We start from the raw sequence: 20,671 nt of genomic DNA, 5'->3' as shown, positions 1-20,671 counted from the left end.
TTCGGTGTACCGAGCCACTATCATGATGATGCTACCGTCCGATCTGTTCAATCCGGTATCACTCACCGATGACAGCCTGGGTAACATCGTCGATATCCTCGATAGCAGCACGCTTTTCCTGTACAACGCCTCCGTGCTGGGCAAGGTGGCCAAATGCAGTGGCATTCTGGTGCTTGAGGACACGACGCTGACCGTATCGACCAAGGTTGAATTCGGCGAGCAAGATGACTTCATGAAAGGCCCTGTCTGTTTTGCGTATGCCGAGCAGGGAAATTCCGACACCATCACGCAGCCCATCCTTCCCGGCGCACCCACCTGCGCCAGCTTCGGTACCGCCCAGTATCTGCACGACACAAAATACGAAATCGAAAAATTCCTTGAAAATCTCGAATATAAAAACAAGGAATACTGTAATCGATTCAAACAGGATGTTCTCGAGTACTACAACGGCATCGAAGAGGCACAATCCATACTTTCCATACCGATTCAATATCGACGTGACACCGCGACGGAACAATTGCCGTCTTACCAGACCATTGCAGTATTGAATATCTACAGAAACAAAAAATATATCTTTCGCGATGAGGACAGCGCCATGAACTTCGCACAACTCATGGAGCCCATTTGCTATCATTTCGGAAAAATGCTAGTTTCCTTGACGCAGCTTGGGCCGGACGCCCCCTCGGCGACATGATTTCATACAACTTTCAGGAGTAATCATGACCTCCCTAAAAGTGTTAAAAAACAAGTACAAAGAAGAAAAAAATACTCATAAAGCGTTTGAGCAGACGCGAGAAGAGCTCAAGAACATGGTGCTCAAGAACGCATCCGCCAAACAGAAGTAATAAAAAGCCCAGCGCATGCTGGGCTTTTTGTTACTTGTCCGAATTGCTGCTCTTCTCCCACCGAAAGAAGTCCGGAATCACATACTTGTAGCTGTCCAGCCAGCGCTGCATGCTCTGCTCACGCTCCTTGGGCGTGGCCGTCTGCGGCGTCTTCGACGCCTGCTGCCCACTGGCCTGCACCTGCAACCAGGCTTCGGTCGCCCCTTGCGCCTTCGACGAGGGCCCAGGCTCGATCGCCTGCACCCACCCCGGCAGCACCACCATCACCATCACCACTGCTGTCTTCATGACGACCTCTGCGCGGTAGCACCGCTGCCAGGTTTGAGTTGCTCGGCTCGCGCCTGCGCCTCACTGAACTGCGCCGCGCTCAACCCCAGCCGGCTGACCAGGTCCGCCGCCTGCTGCCACTTGTCCTGGTACAGCAACAAAGTCACCAGGTTGACCGCCGCCAACCGATCGGAATCCTTCAGCTCGATCGCCGTCAAAAACTCGAAACGCGCCTGCTCCAACTTGCCCAGGTTGAGGTAGACCACCCCCAGGTCGTTGCGGATCTTCTCGTCGGTCGGGCTCAGGCGCATGGCCCGCTGCAAGTGCTGCTGCGCCTGCACGTTGTCACCCCGCGCCGCCGCCATCTGCCCCAGGCCATGCTCGCCCTCCGCCGCCAGGCAGCCACCCAGCAGGCCGCGGTACAACGGCTCGGCCTCGCTGCGCCCCAGCAGGCGCAACACCTTGGCCTTGCGCACACGCACCTGCGCAAGCGTGTCAGGCAATTGCTCAAGGTGCGCCAGGCTCGCATGCGGACGCCCATCGGCCAGCATGTCGTCGGCCATGTTCAACGACAGTTCCTGGCCGGAGTCCGGTTGGGCGCAACTGGCCGTCGCACCCGGCAACGCCAGCCACCGCGCCGATCCGTCCGTGGCGCAGCCGCCGAGCAACAACAGTCCCAGCCCTACGATGCATGCTTTCATCCCGCCTCTCCCTTCAAGCCCCGAATGCCCGGACCAGGGCGGTAAACCCCGGCCCGGCGAGTACGATCAACAACGCCGGGAACAGAAACAGCATCATCACGGCCGACATCTTTCCCGACATCTTCGAAATCCGTTCCTGCAGCGTGGTCAGGCGCCGGTCATCGAGCAGTTGCTTGAGCGCCAGCAGCGACTTCATCGCCCCACCGCCCTGGGTCAGCAACTGGCGCAGGATGATGCAGGTATCACTGAACTCATCCACGCCCAGCAACTGCGCGGCCTGTTCCAGCTCCGGCGCCAGCGCCAGCCCCGAATCCACCCGCACCAGCACCAGCCGCAACTCTTCGCTCAGCACCGGCAGCAACGGGCGTCCTTCCAGGCTCAGCAGGCGCAGGCTCTGCTCCACGGCCAGGCCCGACTCGAACATGATGCGCAACAACGGTATGAAGGTCGCCACCTCCTGCGCCACCTGGCGCTGGCGACGCCGGGCCAGCCAGGCCAGCGCACGCTTGGGCAGCAGATAGCCGAGCCCCAGCCCCATCAACGGCAACAGCCAGGGCGAGCGCATCTCGCGCAAGAACACTTCCTGCACCACCACCCCCGCCCCCATCAGACACACCGGCAGCCCCACCTGCACGGCAGCGTACAGCGAACGCTGGCGCGAGCGCCGCCACCCCAGCCGGTCAAGCAACTGACGGGTCTCCCCATCCAGGTTCAGCGCGCGCTGGCCCAGACGGCTGCTGCCCAGGCGCTGCAACCAACTGCCCAGCGGGTTCTCGTCGCGCTGGCGACCCTGCAGGCGTTGCTCCACCAGGCGCTGGCGACGACGCTGGCGCGCCCATTGGCTCAGCAGCAGGACAAACGCGGCAAAAAACAGCACGGCACTGAGCAAGACGGCCATCTCAGATACTCCGCAACATGCGCCACAACACCACACACCCCAACCCCTGCAGCACGAAGGCACTGAACAGCAGGCGCTGGCCAACAGCGTCGTGCCACATGGTCAGCAGGTAGTGGGGATTGCTCAGCAGAAAATAGCCGGCCACGCTCACCGGCAGCACCGCCAGCACCACCGCGGTGATACGGGTTTCACCCGTCATCGCGCGCAATTGCCGGGCACCCTGCTCGCGTTCGCGAATGACCTTGATCAGGTTCTCCAGCAACTCGCTGGCATTGCCGCCATAACGATGATTGATGCGCAGGCCCAGGGCGAACATGCGCAATTCATCACGCTCGTACAGTTGCGCCAGATCCGACATCGCATCGTCCAGGCTCACGCCCATGTGAACGTTGCGCTTGACCCGCTGCAGGGTCCCCAGCAATGGCTCGCGCGCAGCGTCGATGGCGCCGATCACCGCGTCGTTCAGCGTGCGCCCCGCCTTGAGGCTGCGCACGCACTGATCGAGCAGGGTCGGCAACTGCGCGATGATCTGCTGTACCCGGCGCTGGTAGCACCAGCTCAGGTACAGGCGCAGCAGCACCGGCCCCAGCACCACCGCCAGCAGTGCGCCAGGCCAGCCACCGAACAGCCCCGCCACGCCGGCCAGCAGCAGCCACAGCGCCAGCCACATCACCAGGCGCTCGGTACGCCAGTCGAAACCGGCCCGCAGCAACACCCGCTCCAGCCCGCCCAGGCGGCTGGGGCTGCTGTGTGCCACGGGCACCTGGTGCTGGCCCAGGCGCTGCATGATGCGTTCGTTGCCGGATTTGCGCAGGCCACTGTAGAAGAGCCGAATCGACACCCCCAGCAGGGCCAGGCAAAACAGCCCCAGCAGCAGTGCGCCGATCACGGCGCAGGCTCCCCGATGTCACGACGCAGCTTGTCGCTGGCCGGGTTGACCGCGTCGCGGACGAACACCTCGCCGCCACGCCGGTCCAGGCGAAACAGGGTATTGGTGACGTACACGTCATCGCGCACCCCGACCACCTCCAGCACCTCGCTGACGCAGCGCCGGCCATCGGGCAGGCGCGCCAGCTGGACCACCACATCCAGTGCCGCGCAGATCATCTGGCGCAAGGTTTTCTCGGCCACCTGACGCCCGGTCAGCCCCACCAGGGTCTCCAGGCGCAACAGCGCATCCTGCGCGGTGTTGGCGTGCACGGTGCTCATCGAGCCGTCATGCCCGGTGTTCATCGCGGTCAGCACATCGAGCACCTCGACGCCGCGAATCTCGCCCAGGATGATGCGGTCGGGACGCATGCGCAGGGCGTTGCGGATCAACTCGCTGGCCTTGATCTCGCCATGCCCCTCGGCATTGGGCGGGCGGGTTTCCAGGCGCACCACGTGCGGGTGGTCCAGTTGCAGCTCGGCCACGTCCTCGATGGTCACCAGCCGCTCGCGGGGGCTGATCAACTGGCTGAGGATATTGAGCAGGGTGGTCTTGCCGGTGCCGGTACCGCCGCTGACAAGAATGTTGCAGCGCTTGCTCACCGCCCGCCCGAAGAAGTCGAAAATGGCCTGATCGATGGCGCGCGTGGCCAGCAGGTCGGCACCCTTGAGCATGTCTTTGCGAAACTTGCGGATCGACAGGCAGGGACCGTCCAGCGCCACCGGCGGGATGATCGCATTCACCCGGCTGCCGTCGGGCATGCGTGCATCGACCATCGGCGACGACTCGTCCAGGCGCCGCCCCAGGGGTGCCAGGATGCGCTGCATGACCCGCTCGACATGGTGTGCATCGATAAAGCGCAGGTCCGTCTGCTGCAGCACACCGGCGCGCTCGATGAACACCCGGTGCGGGCCGTTGACCAGGATTTCGGTGACGCTGGCATCGCGCAACAGCACCTCCAGCGGGCCGAAGCCGGTGAGTTCATCGACGATTTCCTCGGCCAGGCGCTCCATCTCGTAGCGCGACAGCGCCAGGCGCTGGCGCGCGATATAGTCACCGACCTGCTCGACCACGAACTGCGCCAGCACCGGCCGTGAACCTTCCAGCAGGTTGCGCCCGGTGTCCTCGATGGCATCGATGATGTGCCGGTGCAGGGCGCGCTTGAGGCCCTGCGGGTCACTGTCCGGGTTCTGCCGCGGGCCGCCGAACAGGTCATCCGCACTCATTTGGTGTGCCCCCACAGCCGTTGCATCCAGTTGCCCGCCTTCGGTTGCAGGCTTTCGGAGCGCCGCGCCAGGCGCTCCCCCAGCGCCTTGATGGCCTGGGTCAGGGCTTCACGCGGGGCCAGTTCGAACAACGACAGGCCCTGGTTCTTGGCATTGAGCCGCACCTCGGGGCTGTACGGCAGTACCACCAGCACCGGCAGGCCGTAGCGCTTGCCCAGAGCATCGGAATCCGGCACCACACTGCGCAGGTAACGATCCACCAGCAGGCTGGCATGCTCCAGCTTCATGCCCTTCTCGCGCCACAGGGTCAGCACCTCGAGATTGCGCCGGCAATCCAACACGTTCTGGTCGGTGTACCAGATCAGCTTGTCGCAGTGGCTGACGAAGGTGCGCAGGGCATCGCTGTCGGGTTGCCCGGCCAGGTTCACCACGATGTGCTGGAAGTGCTGGCGCAAGGCGCTGAGCAGCATGTACAGCTCCGCCGCGCTGGTGCGTTCCAGGGGTTCGTCCGTCTCGGCGTAGGCCAGCAGGCGCAAGCCCGACGGGTCGAGCGCGAAGGCACTGCCGATCAGCGTGGCATCGAGCCGGCGCAGGTGGCGCAACGCGTCGCCAAAGTGAAACGAGGCCTCCAGCCCCAGCAGCGCCAGGCTGTCGCCACGCGGCAGGCCAAGGTCCAGCAGCAGGGTCTGCTGGCCGCTGCCCTGCACCACCCGCGCCAGGTGGCTGGTCAGCAGCGCGCCATCTGCGGCGCACTGGGTGCCGTAGAGTACCGTCAGGCTGCCCAGGTGCGGGTTGCTGGTCACCGGTGGCAGGCGCTTGCTCAGCCGCCGCACCAGCCCGGCCACTTCGCTGGAGCGCGAGCCATAGGCGACGAAATCGCGCGCACCGGCACGCATCGCGTTGAGCACCAACTGGTTGTCCATACCGTCGCCCAGGGCGACGATCGCCAGCATCGGCTTGGCTTCCAGCACCCCTTCGATCATGGCGCACTGGCTCACCACCTGCTCGCGGTCCAGGCCCACGAACACCAGGTTGGCAAAGGTCACATCCACCAGCGCGAGCAGTTCGTCGAGGCTGCCGCTGCCGGCGCCCACCACCTGCCCCAGCGGCGCCAGCGCGGTCTGCAGCCACTGCAGGTCACCCTCGTTGCGGGTGATGGCGAGAAAGGTCTGGCTCAGGTTCTGGCTCATTGGCTCAACCCGCTGCGCTGTTCGAAGTTGCCATTCTCGAGGAAGAACAGCCGCCCCCAACTGGGGTCATAGTTGCGCAGGCGTTCGCCGGGCAGCTCCGGCAACCGTGCGTTGGCCGCAAGGGGCTGGACCAGGTGCGGGGTGACGATCATCAGCAGCTCGGTTTCTTCGCGCTGCACCGACGACTGGCGAAAGAACGCGCCGAGGATCGGGATATCGCCCAGCCCCGGGAACTTGTCCACCGCCGAGCGTGCGTGGCTGCTGATCAGGCCACTGATGATGAAACTCTCGCCATCGGCCAGCGACACGCTGGTGTCGGTACGCCGCACGGTCAGGCCCGGCACCGCCACCCCGCCGATGTTCACCGCATTGTTGTAGTCCAGCTCGCTGACCTCGGGGGCCACCTTGAGGGTGATGCGGTCGCGGCTGATCACCGTCGGCGACAGCGCCAGGCGAATACCGAACTCCTTGTACTCGATGGTCACCGTGTCGCTGCCGGTGCTGGGCACCGGGATCGGGATCTGCCCACCGGCCAGGAAGCTGGCGGTCAGGCCGCTGAGCACCACCAGGCTGGGACGCGCCAGGGTGTAGGCGAAACCGCTGCTCTCCAGGGCGTCGATGGCGGCCAGGAAACGGCTGCTGCCACCGCCCCAGACGATGTTGAAGGCACTATCTATCAGCGGGATGCTCGGCCGCACGTCCACCAACGCGCCGACGCCGTTGCCATCCGGCCGGGCGACAGCGCCGGGCACGTAATCGGGAGAGACGGTTGTTCTCGGTACGGTTCCCGGCGAACCGAACAGCGAATTGTTGGAGCCCTTGAAGAACAGCCGCGAGCCGGCCTCCTTGAGCTTGGTGCGGCTGACCTCGACAAAGCGGATGTCGGCCTGCACCTGGCTCGGCAGCAACGGGTCCAGGCTGGGCGGCTGGGCGCGTTCGGTCATCTCGGCGGTGGCCCGGCCCTTGACGAAAATCATGCTCTGGCGCGGTGCGCTCGCGCAGCCGGTCCACAGCATCAGGCTGGTGGCACCGGGCCCCACGGCGCTGAGCACGATGGCGCGCTCACCACTGGCCTGCACATCGGCGATGTTGGGGTCGCCCACCGCCACCCGGGTAATCGCCACCGGCAGGCGTATCTCCTGCTGCAGGCCCTGGTCGATCTCGATGGCCGACGGCACCGGGCTCAGCCCCGAGCAGCCCGAGGCCGCCGCCCAGGCACCGGCGACCGGCAGGCCCGCCAGCACCAGGGTCATGAATGAACGCTTGAATACCAGCGAACCACTGCTCATCAAAGGGCATCCTTGCGTCGATCACGGGGTGGGCGGTGCTGCCTGCGGGCCACGGATGATCTGCATCGCGGCCTGCGGCGCGGCACTGACAGGGGCTGCACCAGCGGGCGACAGGGCCAGCTGGCTGAAACGGAACAGGTCGCGGTTGGCGCTTTGCAGCGCAGGCGCGGCGGCTTGCGGGTCGGCCCAGTAGCGCGCCAGGCGCTGCTCCTGCGCACTGCGCACGGCCAGGCGCAGGCTGCCGGCCTGGGCCGCGAGCAGCAAACGGCTGGTCAGCGCCTGCGGCACCGCCAGCACCACGGTGCGCGCCATCACGCTGCGCTGTTGCTGGGCGGTTTTGGCATCCAGGGCAGCCTCGACCGGCTTGCCGTCGCTGCCCAGCCCCAGTTGCTCGCCGACGCTGAGCAGGCGCAGGGCCGGCACTGCGACCTGGGCGGAGGCCTGCGGGTTGGCATTCTCTTCACGCAGGTACAGCAGCACATCGACGTAGTCGCCGGGGCGCAACTGGCCGGCGGCGCCGACCACCTCGTCCACGGCCACGGCCAGCGCGCGCTCACCCGGTTGGATCATGCGTGCCAGCGGTCCGCCCTCCTCGAAACTGCTTTCCTCCAGCCAGGTGCCGGCAGCCAGCGCACGCCAGCTGCTGCGCCCCAGCACCTGTGCGGGGCGTTGCAGGCTGCCGGCCGGCGCCACCTGCAACTGCTCCACGCCGACATCCTCGGCGGTCAGCGGCGTGTAGGCCGCCACATCGCGGCGCAGCACCAGCACAGGCTGGCGCAAGGCGCCGCTGTCAGGATCGGCGCCAACCGGCGCGGGGGCGGGCGCGGCAGCGGCGGGGGCCGGCTGATCGGCGGTGCGGCTGAGCACCAGCCCCCAGTAACCGGCCAACAAGGCCCCGAACAGGAACAGCACGGCAAGGATCATGGTGATGCGACTGCTCATGTCGGCGTTCCTTCTGCCTGCCCGACCATCCCGCTGTTGCGTTTGAGAACGGGTCCACACCGTTGCATTTGCAAGTAACTATTTCGCTATTGGACGGTAGCGCAGCTAGGACAAAATGCCATTACCCGTCAGATTTATTTGCGCCGGTAAGCCGACACCCCCTGAAAACAACAGCTTATTGGCGTCGGCTTTTAGCTATCACTTAAGTATTAATGCCTTCTTACATTTGCTGGTTCAGGCGCGCTTGACGATGCTGTGGTGGCAAAGGGGAATCACCGCTTCCGGGCCCCCTACCCGCGCCCTTGGCGCAAGGAGCTGCACCATGGTCCTTTCCCGTGTTCTCAAGCAGTGCAAACGTTTCCTGCAGCGTACCGACGGTGCCTCGGGTATCGAATACGCCGTTGTGGCGGCCATGGTCGCAGTGGCGATCATCACGGTGTCCGATAGCGTCGGCAACGCCGTCACCGGTGTGCTGAGCGGTGTCGTTACCGCGTTGACTTCTTGATCCCCAACCCGCGTCACTGGCCCTCTGTCACAGGAACGAAACATGCCGCCCTGCCACCCACGCGAACAGTTGCTGCTAGTGGATGACGAAGAGGACGCCTTGCTGGAACTGGCCGAATTGCTGGAGGGTGAGGGCTTCTGTTGCCGTACGGCAACGTCGGTCGAACTCGCCCTGCAGCAGTTGACCCGCCACCCGGACATCGCGTTGGTGATCACCGACCTGAACATGCCGCAGGAGAGCGGCATTTCGCTGATCAGGCGCTTGCGTGAACACACCGCGCGCCAGCACTTGCCGGTGATCGTCACCTCCGGGCATGCCGACATGGATGCCGTCAGCGACCTGCTGCGCCTGCAGGTGCTGGACCTGTTTCGCAAGCCGATCTACCACGTGCGCCTGCTCGAGACCCTCGACAACCTGTTTCCCAAACCGCGCCTGCAACTGGTCAACTGACGGCTTCGCTAGCAAGCCAGCTCCCACAGGTTTTGCGCTGCACACAAAACCCTGTGGGAGCTGGCTTGCCAGCGAAGGGGCCGTCAGCCTCACAGCTGATAACTGAAGCTCAAGGTATAGCGCGGGCGCCGATTGAAGCTGTCCAGCGCGATGTCAGACATCGGCTTGGCCGCCTCCAGCGAGATGTTGTAGTAACGCGCATCACCAAAACGCACCCCCAGCGCCACCGACGACAGCTGCGAGTCACGCACCGCCAATTCGTTGAACCAGGTGCGCGCCGCATCCAGCACCGCATAAGGCTGCACCACCTTCAACCAGTCACCCTCGCGCCTGAAGCTGTAGTTGACCTCGTACGCCGCCCCCCAGCCCTTGTCGCCCGACGCCTGATCGCTCGGGTAACCGCGGCCGAAGTTCTGCCCACCGAACACCGCCCGCTCGCTGTCCGGCAAACTGTCGTCGGTCCAGTACAGCGCTGCCGACGCCACGCCCTGCCAGCGCTCGAAGAATCGGTCGCTCTGTACCCCCGACACGCGCAGGCGCAGGAAGTCCAGGTCGTAGTCACTGTCGGTGCTGGCACCCAGCCGGTCCAGGCCCTGGTACACCCCGGCACTGAGGATGCGCAATTGCCGCGCATCTGACTGGCTCCAGTCGGCCTCGAAGGCGAAGGCGCGTACATCGGTGCGGGTGCTGACCTTGATCGGTGCCCCCACCACGCGGTAGTCAGTGCTGTCATCCACCGCATAGAAACGCGCCGCCACATTCAGCCATTCAGTCGGCGAGGCAATCAGCGCCTGGCTCAGGCCGATCGAGTAGCGGTCGTTCTCGCGGTGCTGCTTCAGGTCGATGCCGTTCTGCAGGCGCACCCGCGCCGCCGGGTCGCTGCGATAGCGCGACGCCGACAGGTTGAGCTGGGTACCTTCGGTGTCCAGGTACTGCGAGTAGTCGAGGCGGTAGTAGCGCTCGTCGTCCTGCCCCGGCGGGAACAGCGCACTGAAGCTCAGTTGTTCGGCCACCCCGGTCTGCGCGTTGCTGTTCAGCCCTATCAGCGCCTGGGTGTCTTCGCGGTTGCCATCACTGAGGCTCAAGGTGCTGGTGAACGGTTTGCGTGAAGCCTGCGCGATCAGCCGCGTCGCGCCGTCAGTGGTGCCCGGTGGCGGCACCTGCGCCTGCAGGGTCAGGCCCGGCACCCGGCTCATCAGCGAGGTGTAGCGTTCGAAGGTCTTGCGCGTCAGCGGGCGCTCGGCCTTGAGCTTGTTCACCAGCTTGTCGAGGTAGCCCGACACCGGGCCCACATCGCCCTGCAATTCGAAATCGCGAATGTAGCCTTCCACCAGCACCACGCGCAGGCGCCCTTCGGCAAAGTCCTGCGGCGGCAGGTAGGCATACGAGAGCAGGTAGCCGTCCGCCTGGTAGCGCTGGGTAAGACGACGGGTGGCTTCGATCAGTTCGCCCAGGGTCACCTCGCGGTTGAGCAGGCCCTGGTAGTTGTCGCGCAGTTCGCTCAGCGGGTACACCGTGCCCCCCTCGATGCGCACCCGGCGCACCTGCACGCGGGTGCTCATCAGCAAGGGTTGCTGCTGGCTGGCCTCGGGGGCGGGCACGTTCAGGCGTGGGGTGGCGGGGCGAAAGGCGTCGGCGGGCAGGTTGGGAGCCGGCAGGTTGCGTTCGGTGTCGTTGCTGTTGAGGAAACTCGGCAGGGGCTCGGCGTGGAGCGAGGTCACCCAGGACAGACCCAATAACGCGACGAGCATCGATCGCATAGGACACTCCATGATCCTGAAAAATACGAGGAAACCAGGACGGTTCCCTCGTCAGACTCAAGCGTAGGTGCTGCCCGTAAAATCGTCTAATCGATGATGGCCTTTTACTTGCTCGCCCCCAGCCCGCCTTTCAGGCCACCGACCAGCCCATTGACCAGGCCGCCCACGCCACCGCCGGCGGCCTGCCCGTTACCCGACGTTACCAGGCCACCGACCTGGGCAACCGTGCCACCCACCGCCGTGACCGTGCCCCCCAACTGGGTGGTCACCGGGTTGCTGCCACTGGCAGCGATCTGGCCGCCGAGGTTGCTGACTGCGCCACCGACAGTGTTCACCAGGCCGTTGACCGGAGCGCCGATACCCGTCGCCACGCCGACCTGCCGGGTGATACTGGCCACGCCACTCACCACCGGGGTAATCCCCGTGCCGACACTGTTGCCCAGGGCGGCGGTGGGTACACCGGCCGGCACGCTGGCCACCCCATTGCCGCCGAGCACCGGGCCGAGCGAGGCAACCGTCCGGCCCAGCGTATTGACGGTATTGCCCGCCGCGCTGAGCACGCCGTTGCTGCTCCCCGCATTGAGCCCGTTGCCCAGGCCGGCGACGGCGCCACCGGCCGTCTCCAGCAACCCTGCACCTGGCGCGCTGGGGCCGCTGCCAGTACCGGTGCCGGTGTTGACCAGCCCGCCCGCCGTGCCGACGGCGCTGCCGACGTTGCTCACCAGGCCACCGACCGCCGTGGTCAGCGGGTTGCCGTTGCCGGCGCTGGTGACCTTGTCACCCACACCGTCGACGGCACCGCCCACCTTGCTCAGCAGCGAATCGACCGGGCCAGCCAGGCCTGTCGAGTCACCGACCTTGCCGGTGGCCGTCTCCACCAGCGACACCACGTTCACCACCTGATTGCTCAACTGCTGGTTGAGGTTGCCCAAGGGCCCGGTCGTGCTCTGCGTACTCAAGGTATCGCCGAGCATCACCACCACATCACCGACCTTGTCCACCACACCGTTGACCAGCGGAATCTGCTCGATCAACTGGCTGCCCGCCAGCGATTGAACCCCGCCGCCGAGGTCGGACACACCATTGCCCACGCCCTTGACCGTTTCGCCAATGGCATTGCCGCCGGTGCCAATCTGGCCCAGGCCGGTGCTCAGGCCATTGCCGATGCTGGTGACTGCGGTGCCGGTGGCCGTCACCAGGTCGCCGGCGCCGGTGCTGCCGATCACCGGCACGCCGCTGACCGTTTCGCCCACGCCAGACACCCCGGTACCGAGGCCGGACACGCCGGTGCCGACCTGGGTGACCACCTGGCCGATAACCGACGTCGAGGTGGTGCCACCACCTGTCCCGCCGTCACCGCCGCCAGTGCCACCACCGGTTCCGCCACCTGTACCACCGCCCGTGCCGCCCCCCGTTCCACCGCCAGCGCCGCCATCGGTGGCCCCACCGTCAGTCGCCGCATCGGGCGACGAACTGCTCACACGGCTCTTGGAGCCGCCACCACCGCTGCTGCACCCGGCCAGGCCGATGCTCAACACCAGCATCACTGCCGTACTCGCTTTGATCCACGCTTGAGTTTTCATGGCGACTCCTTGCTACCGCTGCCGCTGCTTTTATAGGTGGATGGCACCGCAACAACGGTGGCTCCACGTCCGTTGCAGCCATCTGAGCGCGCGGGGCAAGGTGGAACAATTCTGAGCTTGGTATTAACCCCTTCCTATATACGCTGGCACCGCCCGGAAAGACCTTGATCATCAGGCACTTGGAAACGACGAAAGGCCGCAGCAGCGGCCATTCGTCTTTCGCGTTATATCCATTTGGTACGTGGCGGGTCAGTCGTTGACCTGGAACTCGACCCGCGCAGTCTGGCCGCTGGCATCGAGCACACTGAGTTCGTAGCGGCCCAGTTCCTCCAGACGTGCCTGCAGGCTGGCCTGGGCCTGGGTCTCGCCCAGCGGCGCGCCATTGAGGAACCACCAGCGCTGGCCACTGCCGCCCAGCGCCGAGACGGTCAGGCGCAATACGTCCCGGCTGGCGGCCGGCCGGCGCAACTGGTCGCCCGCGCGAATGCCGACGATCGACAGCGGCGCCGCACTGACCGGTACCTGCGGCGGGCAGCTCGGGTCGATGGCCGCAAGACGCGCCGCGCGCCGCTCTGCACGCGGCAGCCACGGGTCCAGCGGCGCAGGCCACAGGGCGATATCACGCGCCGTGGCGCCCGCACAGGTCGCATCCACCCGCAGGCCCTGGGCATTGACCCAGACCTTTTCCAGCAGCCCCACACCCAGCGGCTGGTCCTGCGCCAGCAGGGTCGGTGGCGTCGTGTTGTCCAGGGTCCAGGCAAAGCGCTGGCGGCGGCAGTTGGGGTCTTGCCGGCTCAAGGGCTGACCCAGCGGCCAGCAAATCGCCGCCACCCCGACATTGCCAGGCACCGCCGGCACCGGCACGCTGATGCCGCGCTGGCTGTCGCGGTTGCTCAGCACATCGTGCACCTGCAGCATCAGCGGCGCCGCCGACGCCAGGCCGAACTGCCCCGGCACCGGAGTGCCATCGGGCCGGCCAATCCAGATGCCGATCAGGTAGCGCGGGCCCACGCCGATCGACCAGGCATCGCGAAAGCCGTAGCTGGTACCGGTCTTCCAGGCCAGTTGCGGGCGCTGCACCAGTTCGGCGTTGGGGTCGCGATCAGGGCGTGCCTGGCCGCTGAGGATGCGCCGGATGATCCATGCCGACCCCGGCGACAACAGGCGCCGCTCCACCAGCGGCGCATCTGGCTGCAGACGCAAGGTGCCGCTGTTGCCATCGCGGGCGAAGGCACTGTAGCCGCTGACCAGGTCTTCGAGCCGGCTGCCGGCGCCCCCCAGGATCAATGACAGATTGGGCTCGGCCAGCGGCGGCAGGATCAGGGGCATGCCGCCCATGCGCATCTGCGCGGCAAAGCGCTTGGGCCCGTAGGCTTCGAGCAACTGCACCGCCGGCAGGTTGAGCGACAGTGCCAGGGCCGAACTGGCCGCCACCGGGCCACTGAACCCCTGCGAGAAGTTGCCGGGGCGATAGTCGCCATAGCGGCGCGGCACGTCCTGCAGCAAGGATTCGGAGTGGATCAACCCATCATCCATGGCCATGCCGAACAGAAACGGCTTGAGGGTCGACCCGGGCGAACGCAACGCGGTGATCATGTCCACATGGCCGAAACGGCGCTCATCGTTCAGGTCGACCGAACCCAGGTAGGCGCGCACCGCCATGCTCTGCGACTCCACCACCAGGATCGCCGCCGAGGTCCGTTCGGGCAGGCGTGTACGCCAGCCCAGCAACAGGTCCTCCAGACGCCGCTGCAGGCTGGCATCCAGGGTGGTGTGGATCAAGGGTGGGCTGTCGGCGCGGTTCAGGCGCCGGGCCAGCAACGGCGCCAGTGCCGGCTCCTGGCGCGGCGCCAGCAGCAGCGGTTCCTCCTGCGCCTCGGCGATGCGCTGGGCCGGCCACACGGCATAGTCGCCCAGGCGTTGCAGCACCTTGTCGCGGGCCAGACGCGCCCGCTCGGGGTGGCGATCAGGGCGCAGCCGGCTCGGCGCCTGGGGCAGTACCGCCAGCAGCGCCGCCTCGGCCGGCGTCAGGTGCAGGGGCGACTTGCCCAGGTAGGCCCAGCTTGCCGCCGCCACCCCCTGCAAGGTGCCGCCGAACGGGGCGCGGTTGAGGTACAGCTCCAGGATCTGCTGTTTGGACAGGTGCCATTCCAGCTGCAGGGTGCGCCACAGCTGGCGCAGCTTGCCCGGCAAGGTGCGTGAATGCGGGTCGAGCAGACGCGCCACCTGCATTGACAGCGTGCTGCCGCCGGACAGCACGCGCCCGCCGCTCAGGTTCTGCCAGGCGGCGCGGCCCAGGGCCAGCGGGTTGACCCCGGGGTGGCGGTAGAACCAGCGGTCTTCATAGGTGAGCAACGCCTGAAGGTAATACGGCGAGACCTGCTCGGCGCTCACCGGGTAACGCCACACCCCTTGGGCATCGGCAAAGCGCCACAAGGGGGTGCCGTCTTCGGCCAGTACCACACGGGCCAGGTCGTCGGCGGGCATCGGCAGCGGCCACAGGCGGTCGGCCAGCCACAGCAGGGCACACAGCAACGCGCTGCCGGCGACCAGGGCACACAGCAGCCTGGCGCGTCGGGTGCGGGGGCGGGCTAAGCTGAACCTCACCTACGGGCACCTTTTCCCATGGGCAAGGAACCGACCGGGGCCGACAGTGACCAACGTTCAGGGCACGGCACATCAGCCGTCATCAGGAAGTGACTATGCATGTAGAAGATTTTTTCGGTTGGTTGGGAAACGCACTGGGGCGATTGATCCACTTCATCGTCGAGGCCTTCAGTGGCCTGTTCAATCTGCTGGCCAATGCGGGCGGTGATTTTATCGATGGCCTGGCCCGCGCACTGGGCATGGACACCTCGCTGATCAGCATCCTGATGCTGATCGTCGGGCTGCTGTTGCTGTACTCGGCGGTGCGCGCGTTCATGCGCGCCTCGATCATCATGGGGATCATCTGGCTGATGCTGGGGTTGTGGGTGTTGAGCTGGGTGGTGCGTTAGACGCTTCGCTGGCAAGCCAGCTCCCACAGGGTTTTGTGTGCACCGCTAAACCTGTGGGGGCTGGCCTGCCAGCGAAGGGGCCCTGACTAGCGCCCCAGAATCACCATCTCGCCCGGCGACTCGCCCACCGCCTGCCAGTTCGGCCGGTACATCGACTCCACCTGCACCGGAGGCACCCGGTAAGTGCCCGGCGTCACCGCACGCGCCAGGTACAGCAGGTGCGTGACGTCATACGGGTCGACGCTCATCGCCGCCACGTAACGGTCATCGCGAAACTCCTGGTGCACCACGTTGGCGTTCTGCATCGCGTCACGCCACTCCTTCACCGCACTGCTGGCGTTGTCCAGGCTGGCCGCGCTTTGCGCCAGGTTCTGGTTTTCCAGCTCCAGGCCCGCCGGCAGCAGGTCGACGATCAACGCATCCGGCACCCGCTCGTTGGCGCGAATGCCGATATGCACCAGTACCAGGTCACCACTCTTGAGCGCCTTGATGTTCAGCGGTCGCCCGTTCATGCCAAGGAACTCGCGGTAGATGCTCATGTTGGTACCCACTGCACGCGGCGCGTGGCGCGGGTAGCCCGACACGGTCAACTGCTGGTACACGGTCTTGTCACTGCCATTGGTCACGGTCAGCGGCGAGGCCAGCAACGGGCCTTCCAGCTTGAGGCCCGGTTGCGTCGGGCCCAGCTCGCGTTGTTCACCGGCGCTGTCCAGGCGTGCGCTCCAGCTGCCTTCAGGCTGCTTGAGCATGGCGCGGCCGGCCAGGAACAGTGCATTGCGCTCCTGGGTCGAGAGGTACCAACTGCTCGCCATCTTGTCCGACAGCTCGAACAGGCGCTGGTCAAGCTTGTCGGTGGCCAGCTTGTTCTCTTCGAGCAAGGCCAGGATCAGCGCCTCGTCACGCACCGGGCTGCCGTAATCGCTCAGCCACTCGTCTGCGCGCTTGGCTGCCAGGCCCGCCTGCAATGCCTGCGCCGAACGCGGCTTGTCGCCCATCTTGTCCAGCGCGATCGACAGTTGCACCAGCGGCAGGCCCGAGCGTGCATCGGTGCGCCGTTCGAACAGGCTGCGCAGGGCGCCCAGCGGCGCCTGCTGGGTACGTGCCAGCACCAGCGCGGCGTAGGCCTGCACGGCAAAGCGGCTGTGTTCGGCATTGCGGGTGTAGGACGGCTCGATCAGGTTGCGCTCCTGCAGGTAGCGCAGCAGGCGCTCATTGGCCTTTTTCAGGGCCTCGGCCGGCACTGCATAACCCTGTTCGCGGGCGCGTTGCAGGAAGTCGGTGACGTACGCGGTCAGCCAGTATTCCTCGCTGTCGTCCGGGCCCCACAGGCCGAAGCTGCCGTTGTGGCGCTGCATGCCGAGCAGGTGCTCGATGCCCATTTCGATCTTGCGCTGGCGCACCTTGGCGTCTTCACCGCTGATGCCCAGGCGCTTGAGCGTTGCCGCATCGGCATACAGCGACGGGTACAGGCCACTGGTCGTCTGCTCCAGGCAGCCATATGGATAGGCTTCGAGCGCACGGATCTGCTCGGCGACGTTCAGCGGCGGACGGCTCGACAGCGACAGCATGGCCTCCAGGCCTTGCGGCTCGAAGGTGGCCAGGTCTTCGGCGGGCAGGGTCCAGGGCTGGTCGCTGAGGGCCACACGATAGTGCTTCAGTTGCGCCGGATAAGCCGGGCGAATGCCCAGGGTCCATTCGCGGCTGAACGCAGTAGTCGGCTCGCCCGGCAACACCAGGCCGCTGACCTGCACCTTGACCTTGCCCTGGCCCAGGCCGCCCACGGCCTGTACCGACAGCAGCGAGGTGACGCGCTGACCGTCACGCAGGCTCAACGGCTGCTCGGCGGGTGTGAGCAGGTTCAACTGGCCTTCGGTGGTGACCTTGATGGTGAACTTCTGCGCCTTGCCCGACAGGTTCGACAGGTCCAGCGCCAGCTCGGTGCGGTCACCGCCAGCAAGGAAGCGCGGCGCCGACAGCTCGGCGATCAACGGCGCGGCCACCACGGTCTTGGCCTCGGCCATGCCGAAGCGGTCCTCGGTCCAGGCCTGGGCCATCACCCGCAGCTCGCCATTGAAGTCGGGGATGTCCACCGTCGCCAGGCCTTCGCCCTTGGCATCGAGGGTCACCGGCGCACTTTGCAGCGCGACGATGTTCACGCTGGTGTTGGGGCGCTTGCCACCCTTGGCCATGGCCGCGTCGCCACCGAAGGCCAGGCTGGCCAGGCGGCCCTGCCCGGCTTCGATCAACTGGCCGTAGATATCCAGCTGGTCGGCACCGTAGGCCTTGCGGCCGAACATGCCGGTGAACGGGTCAGGCGTCGCGAAGCTGGTGATGTTGAGAATGCCCACGTCCACCGCGGCCAGCAGCACATGCACCTGCCTGGGTACGCTGCCATCGGCATTGCGTGCCTGTACCTTGACGGTCAGCGGCTGCTTGGGGCGCATTTTTTCCGGTGCCTTGAGGGTCAGCGCCAGCTTGCGCTCGGCACGGTCCAGCGGCAGGTGCAACACACCCACGGCACGTTTTGGCGTGGCGTTGGCCTTGCGCTCGCCCGGGCGAATCACCAGGGCACTGACGTACAGGTCGTGGCGCGCCCATTTGGGGTCGAGCTTGAGCGCATACGTCTTGCCTTCGGCCGGCACATCGATCTCTTCCCACCACAGCGGGCCGTCATTGCCCTCGACAATCAGGTAACCCTTGCCTGCGGCAGGCGGGGTGACGGTGACCTGGGCGGTGGCGCCATCGGCGTAGGCCGGCTTGTCCAGCGCCAGCTTGACCTGGTCGGGGCGCACGGCGCCGCCGTCGGTGTTGTCCTGGGCGCGCCAACCGGCCCAGAAGCGCAGGCTGCTGGTCACGCCGGTGGACGGGTCCTGGACCTCGACGCGGTACGGGCCCCACTCCACCGGGAAGCTCATCCTGGTGGTGCTGCCGGCCTTCACGCTGACCGTCTCTTCGGACTGGGTCAGGAATTTCTCGTTGAAGTTGTAGTTCCAGCCGTCGCTCTGCGAATAGTTCCAGTAGTAGTCGCGGCGCTCCTGGATCAGGCGCACCCGCAGGTTGCTGGCGGCGAGCTTGTTGCCCTCGCGGTCGGCCATCACCAGTTCGATCTCCACCGGCACGCCACCGTCGGTCTCCTCACCGTCGAACAGGCCGCGCAGGCCCGGCATACGGTCGGCCGGCCAGATCGGCTGGTCCAGGCGACGGGTGATCGGGCGACCGCCGGACTCCTGCAGGCTGGCCTGCACGCTCAGTTGCAGCGGCGAGCGTGCCTCGGACCATTTGCTCTCGATGCTCAAGGTCGCATCACCTGCGGCATCCAGGGTGGTTTCTTCCAGCTCCAGGTCGTGGCTCAGGTCTTCTTCGGTGATCGAACCGAACTGGTAGCCCGGCAAGGCCGGCACTGCTTCACGCAGCGGGCGCACGTAGACCTGGCCGCTGAGGCGGTTGCCCGAGGCCGGGGCACCGTACAGGTAGCGACCATTGACCTGGATCTGGGCGGTTTCGTCGGGGCTCAACGGCGTCTGGCTACCCTTGAGTTCGAGGGCCATGCGCTCGGGCATGAAGTCTTCGACGAGGAATTCGTGGACCTGCTTCTTGCCGCCTCCCAGGTCGAACACCAGTTGCCAGCGCCCGGTCGGCGCTTCACTGGCGAGCTGCAGCGGGTACTGGTAGAAGCCGCTGGCATCGGCCTCCCAGACGAACTTGCGGTTGACCTGGTCGTCGGGACGACGCACTTCCACGGTCACCGGCTGGGCATTGACCGGCTTGCCGTCCTGGTCCCGCAGCAGGCCGTTGAGCAGCACGGTTTCACCCGGGCGATACAGGTCGCGCGGGCCGAACACGAAGAACTGCAACGGGTTGGCCTGGGGGCCTGTGAGGGCAAATTCGGAGAGGTCCAGCGCGGCGCTGTTCAGGCGCAGCAGGGTGGTGTGCACACCCTGCTTGGCCAGCATCAGCTCGGCCTTGGGCGGCAGCGGCAGTTGCGCGTGGCCGGTGCCGTCGGTCTTGGCCTGGGCGAGCAGCTTGCCGGCATTGTCGAGCAGTTCGAGGTTGACCCCGTCCAGCGCCTTGCCGCCCTCCAGCGCCTGGGTGAACACGTCCAGGCGGTTGGTGTAGCGGTGCGCCGACACGCCGATGTCACTCAGGGTGAACAGCGTGGCGGGCTGCGTATAGTCGTAGCGGCCCGAGGCGCGCATCACCGCCAGGTACACGCCCGGTTCCTGCAGGGGCTTGATCCCGGCAATCGGCAGCAACAGGGTTTCACGGGTGTTGCGCGCCGGGTTCAGGTCGAACCGGCCGCCATACACCAGCTCGGCCATGTTCAGCATGTCCTGCGAGTTGTAGTACTCCAGCGAGGTGTTGCGCCCCCACGACGCGAGGAAGTTCGACATCGACTCGGGCTTGATGCGGAAGAACTCCACATCCACCTTGTCGATGTTCATCGCGATCACCGGCAGGCCTTCGGCAAGGCGGGTGGGCAGCAGCGAACCACGGCTGGCGAAGCCGACGCTGGGTTGCACATCGCGGGTTTCGAGGCGGCTGACGTACTCGGCGGCGAGCTTCTTGCCGTTCACCGACAGCAGGCCGGCATCAACGGTCAGCACCAGCTTGCGCTGCGGCTCCAGGTGGCGCAGGCGCAGTTCCATCTGGTTTTCGCTCAGTTCCCAGGCGCCGTCGACCTTGCCCTTGACCGTGTCGACCAGATGCAGGCGTTCGGCGAAGGCCTGCTCCTTGTCCAGCGGCGCCGAGAAGGTCACCGACAAGGCGCTCGCGCCGTCGACCTGCAACTCGGAGACGTCTACCACCACCAGCTCGCGACCGGCGTAGCGTTGCGCCAGGGTCGTCTGGGTGGGCGCCGGGGCCTGCACGGCAGCCGGCGTGGCGGCGGGTGCAGCAGGCGCTGCCGGCTCGGCCGGGGTCGGTGCAGGGGCAACCGGGGCGGCCTGCTCCGTCGCAGCGGGGGCCGGGGCCGGTTTGTCAGAAGACGCATCGCAAGCGCTGAGCAGCGCCATCGCGCACGCCAGCCACAGTCCTTTGTTGAGCATGGGGGGAACTCTTCTGGTAGCAGGGTCTAAGGCAAGCACTATATAG

The 20,671-nt window shown here is 66.1% G+C and carries 16 protein-coding genes; 4 read left to right on the top strand and 12 right to left on the bottom strand.

Annotation, left to right across the window (positions count from 1 at the left end; genetic code table 11):
- Positions 1–22: 22 nt before the first annotated feature.
- Positions 23–694, top strand: a complete 672-nt coding sequence (locus KUO17_RS05910) for a hypothetical protein (RefSeq protein ID WP_217974253.1) — start codon at positions 23–25, stop codon at positions 692–694.
- A gap of 181 nt (positions 695–875) precedes the next feature.
- Here the strand turns inward: KUO17_RS05910 and KUO17_RS05905 are convergent, their stop codons facing one another.
- From KUO17_RS05905 to cpaB, 8 genes are read right to left on the bottom strand one after another with little or no spacing between them, the layout of a single operon-like run.
- Positions 876–1,133, bottom strand: a complete 258-nt coding sequence (locus tag KUO17_RS05905; protein ID WP_217974252.1) for a DUF3613 domain-containing protein — start codon at positions 1,131–1,133, stop codon at positions 876–878.
- Positions 1,130–1,813, bottom strand: a complete 684-nt coding sequence (locus KUO17_RS05900) for a tetratricopeptide repeat protein (protein WP_217974250.1) — start codon at positions 1,811–1,813, stop codon at positions 1,130–1,132. Before KUO17_RS05900 ends, KUO17_RS05905 begins: the two co-directional genes overlap by 4 nt.
- A gap of 13 nt (positions 1,814–1,826) precedes the next feature.
- On the bottom strand, positions 1,827–2,711 hold the full coding sequence (locus KUO17_RS05895; protein ID WP_217974249.1) for a type II secretion system F family protein: 885 nt from the start codon (positions 2,709–2,711) through the stop codon (positions 1,827–1,829).
- A 1-nt stretch (position 2,712) separates the two neighbouring features.
- The gene (locus KUO17_RS05890) at positions 2,713–3,600 is read right to left on the bottom strand and encodes a type II secretion system F family protein (RefSeq protein ID WP_217974247.1); all 888 of its coding nucleotides are present in this window, start codon (positions 3,598–3,600) and stop codon (positions 2,713–2,715) included.
- Complete coding sequence (locus tag KUO17_RS05885) at positions 3,597–4,865, bottom strand: TadA family conjugal transfer-associated ATPase (RefSeq protein ID WP_217974245.1); 1,269 nt, start codon at positions 4,863–4,865, stop codon at positions 3,597–3,599. Before KUO17_RS05885 ends, KUO17_RS05890 begins: the two co-directional genes overlap by 4 nt.
- Complete coding sequence (locus KUO17_RS05880) at positions 4,862–6,055, bottom strand: CpaE/TadZ family protein (RefSeq protein ID WP_217974244.1); 1,194 nt, start codon at positions 6,053–6,055, stop codon at positions 4,862–4,864. The genes KUO17_RS05885 and KUO17_RS05880 overlap by 4 nt, the downstream gene beginning before the upstream one ends.
- Positions 6,052–7,344 (bottom strand): type II and III secretion system protein family protein, encoded by a 1,293-nt coding sequence (locus tag KUO17_RS05875; protein WP_217974242.1) that lies wholly within the window; start codon positions 7,342–7,344, stop codon positions 6,052–6,054. The genes KUO17_RS05880 and KUO17_RS05875 overlap by 4 nt, the downstream gene beginning before the upstream one ends.
- A gap of 21 nt (positions 7,345–7,365) precedes the next feature.
- The gene (gene cpaB, locus KUO17_RS05870; RefSeq protein ID WP_217974240.1) at positions 7,366–8,286 is read right to left on the bottom strand and encodes a Flp pilus assembly protein CpaB; all 921 of its coding nucleotides are present in this window, start codon (positions 8,284–8,286) and stop codon (positions 7,366–7,368) included.
- 322 nt (positions 8,287–8,608) lie between these two features.
- On the opposite strand from cpaB, the gene KUO17_RS05865 reads away from it, so the two are divergent.
- The gene (locus tag KUO17_RS05865; RefSeq protein WP_217974239.1) at positions 8,609–8,791 is read left to right on the top strand and encodes a Flp family type IVb pilin; all 183 of its coding nucleotides are present in this window, start codon (positions 8,609–8,611) and stop codon (positions 8,789–8,791) included.
- Positions 8,792–8,833: 42 nt separating this feature from the next.
- Positions 8,834–9,241, top strand: a complete 408-nt coding sequence (locus KUO17_RS05860) for a response regulator (protein ID WP_217974237.1) — start codon at positions 8,834–8,836, stop codon at positions 9,239–9,241.
- A gap of 89 nt (positions 9,242–9,330) precedes the next feature.
- On the opposite strand, the gene KUO17_RS05855 is transcribed toward KUO17_RS05860, so the two are convergent.
- The 3 genes from KUO17_RS05855 to pbpC form a co-directional block, all read right to left on the bottom strand.
- Positions 9,331–11,001 (bottom strand): ShlB/FhaC/HecB family hemolysin secretion/activation protein, encoded by a 1,671-nt coding sequence (locus tag KUO17_RS05855; protein ID WP_217974235.1) that lies wholly within the window; start codon positions 10,999–11,001, stop codon positions 9,331–9,333.
- A gap of 104 nt (positions 11,002–11,105) precedes the next feature.
- On the bottom strand, positions 11,106–12,584 hold the full coding sequence (locus KUO17_RS05850; RefSeq protein ID WP_217974233.1) for a collagen-like triple helix repeat-containing protein: 1,479 nt from the start codon (positions 12,582–12,584) through the stop codon (positions 11,106–11,108).
- A 249-nt stretch (positions 12,585–12,833) separates the two neighbouring features.
- The gene (gene pbpC / locus KUO17_RS05845) at positions 12,834–15,191 is read right to left on the bottom strand and encodes a peptidoglycan glycosyltransferase PbpC (protein WP_217974232.1); all 2,358 of its coding nucleotides are present in this window, start codon (positions 15,189–15,191) and stop codon (positions 12,834–12,836) included.
- A 95-nt stretch (positions 15,192–15,286) separates the two neighbouring features.
- Here pbpC and KUO17_RS05840 point away from each other — a divergent pair, with 95 nt between their 5' ends.
- Positions 15,287–15,580, top strand: coding sequence for a hypothetical protein (locus tag KUO17_RS05840; protein ID WP_217974230.1), 294 nt, complete (start codon positions 15,287–15,289; stop codon positions 15,578–15,580).
- 86 nt (positions 15,581–15,666) lie between these two features.
- Here the strand turns inward: KUO17_RS05840 and KUO17_RS05835 are convergent, their stop codons facing one another.
- Complete coding sequence (locus KUO17_RS05835; RefSeq protein ID WP_217974228.1) at positions 15,667–20,625, bottom strand: alpha-2-macroglobulin family protein; 4,959 nt, start codon at positions 20,623–20,625, stop codon at positions 15,667–15,669.
- Between the last annotated feature and the right edge of the window lie 46 nt (positions 20,626–20,671).

The sequence above is a fragment of the Pseudomonas aegrilactucae genome, from assembly GCF_019168305.1.
GTDB classification, from domain to species: Bacteria; Pseudomonadota; Gammaproteobacteria; order Pseudomonadales; family Pseudomonadaceae; genus Aquipseudomonas; species Aquipseudomonas aegrilactucae.
Note: the sequence above shows the minus strand (reverse complement) of the source record. Positions and strands in the feature narration are given on the sequence as shown.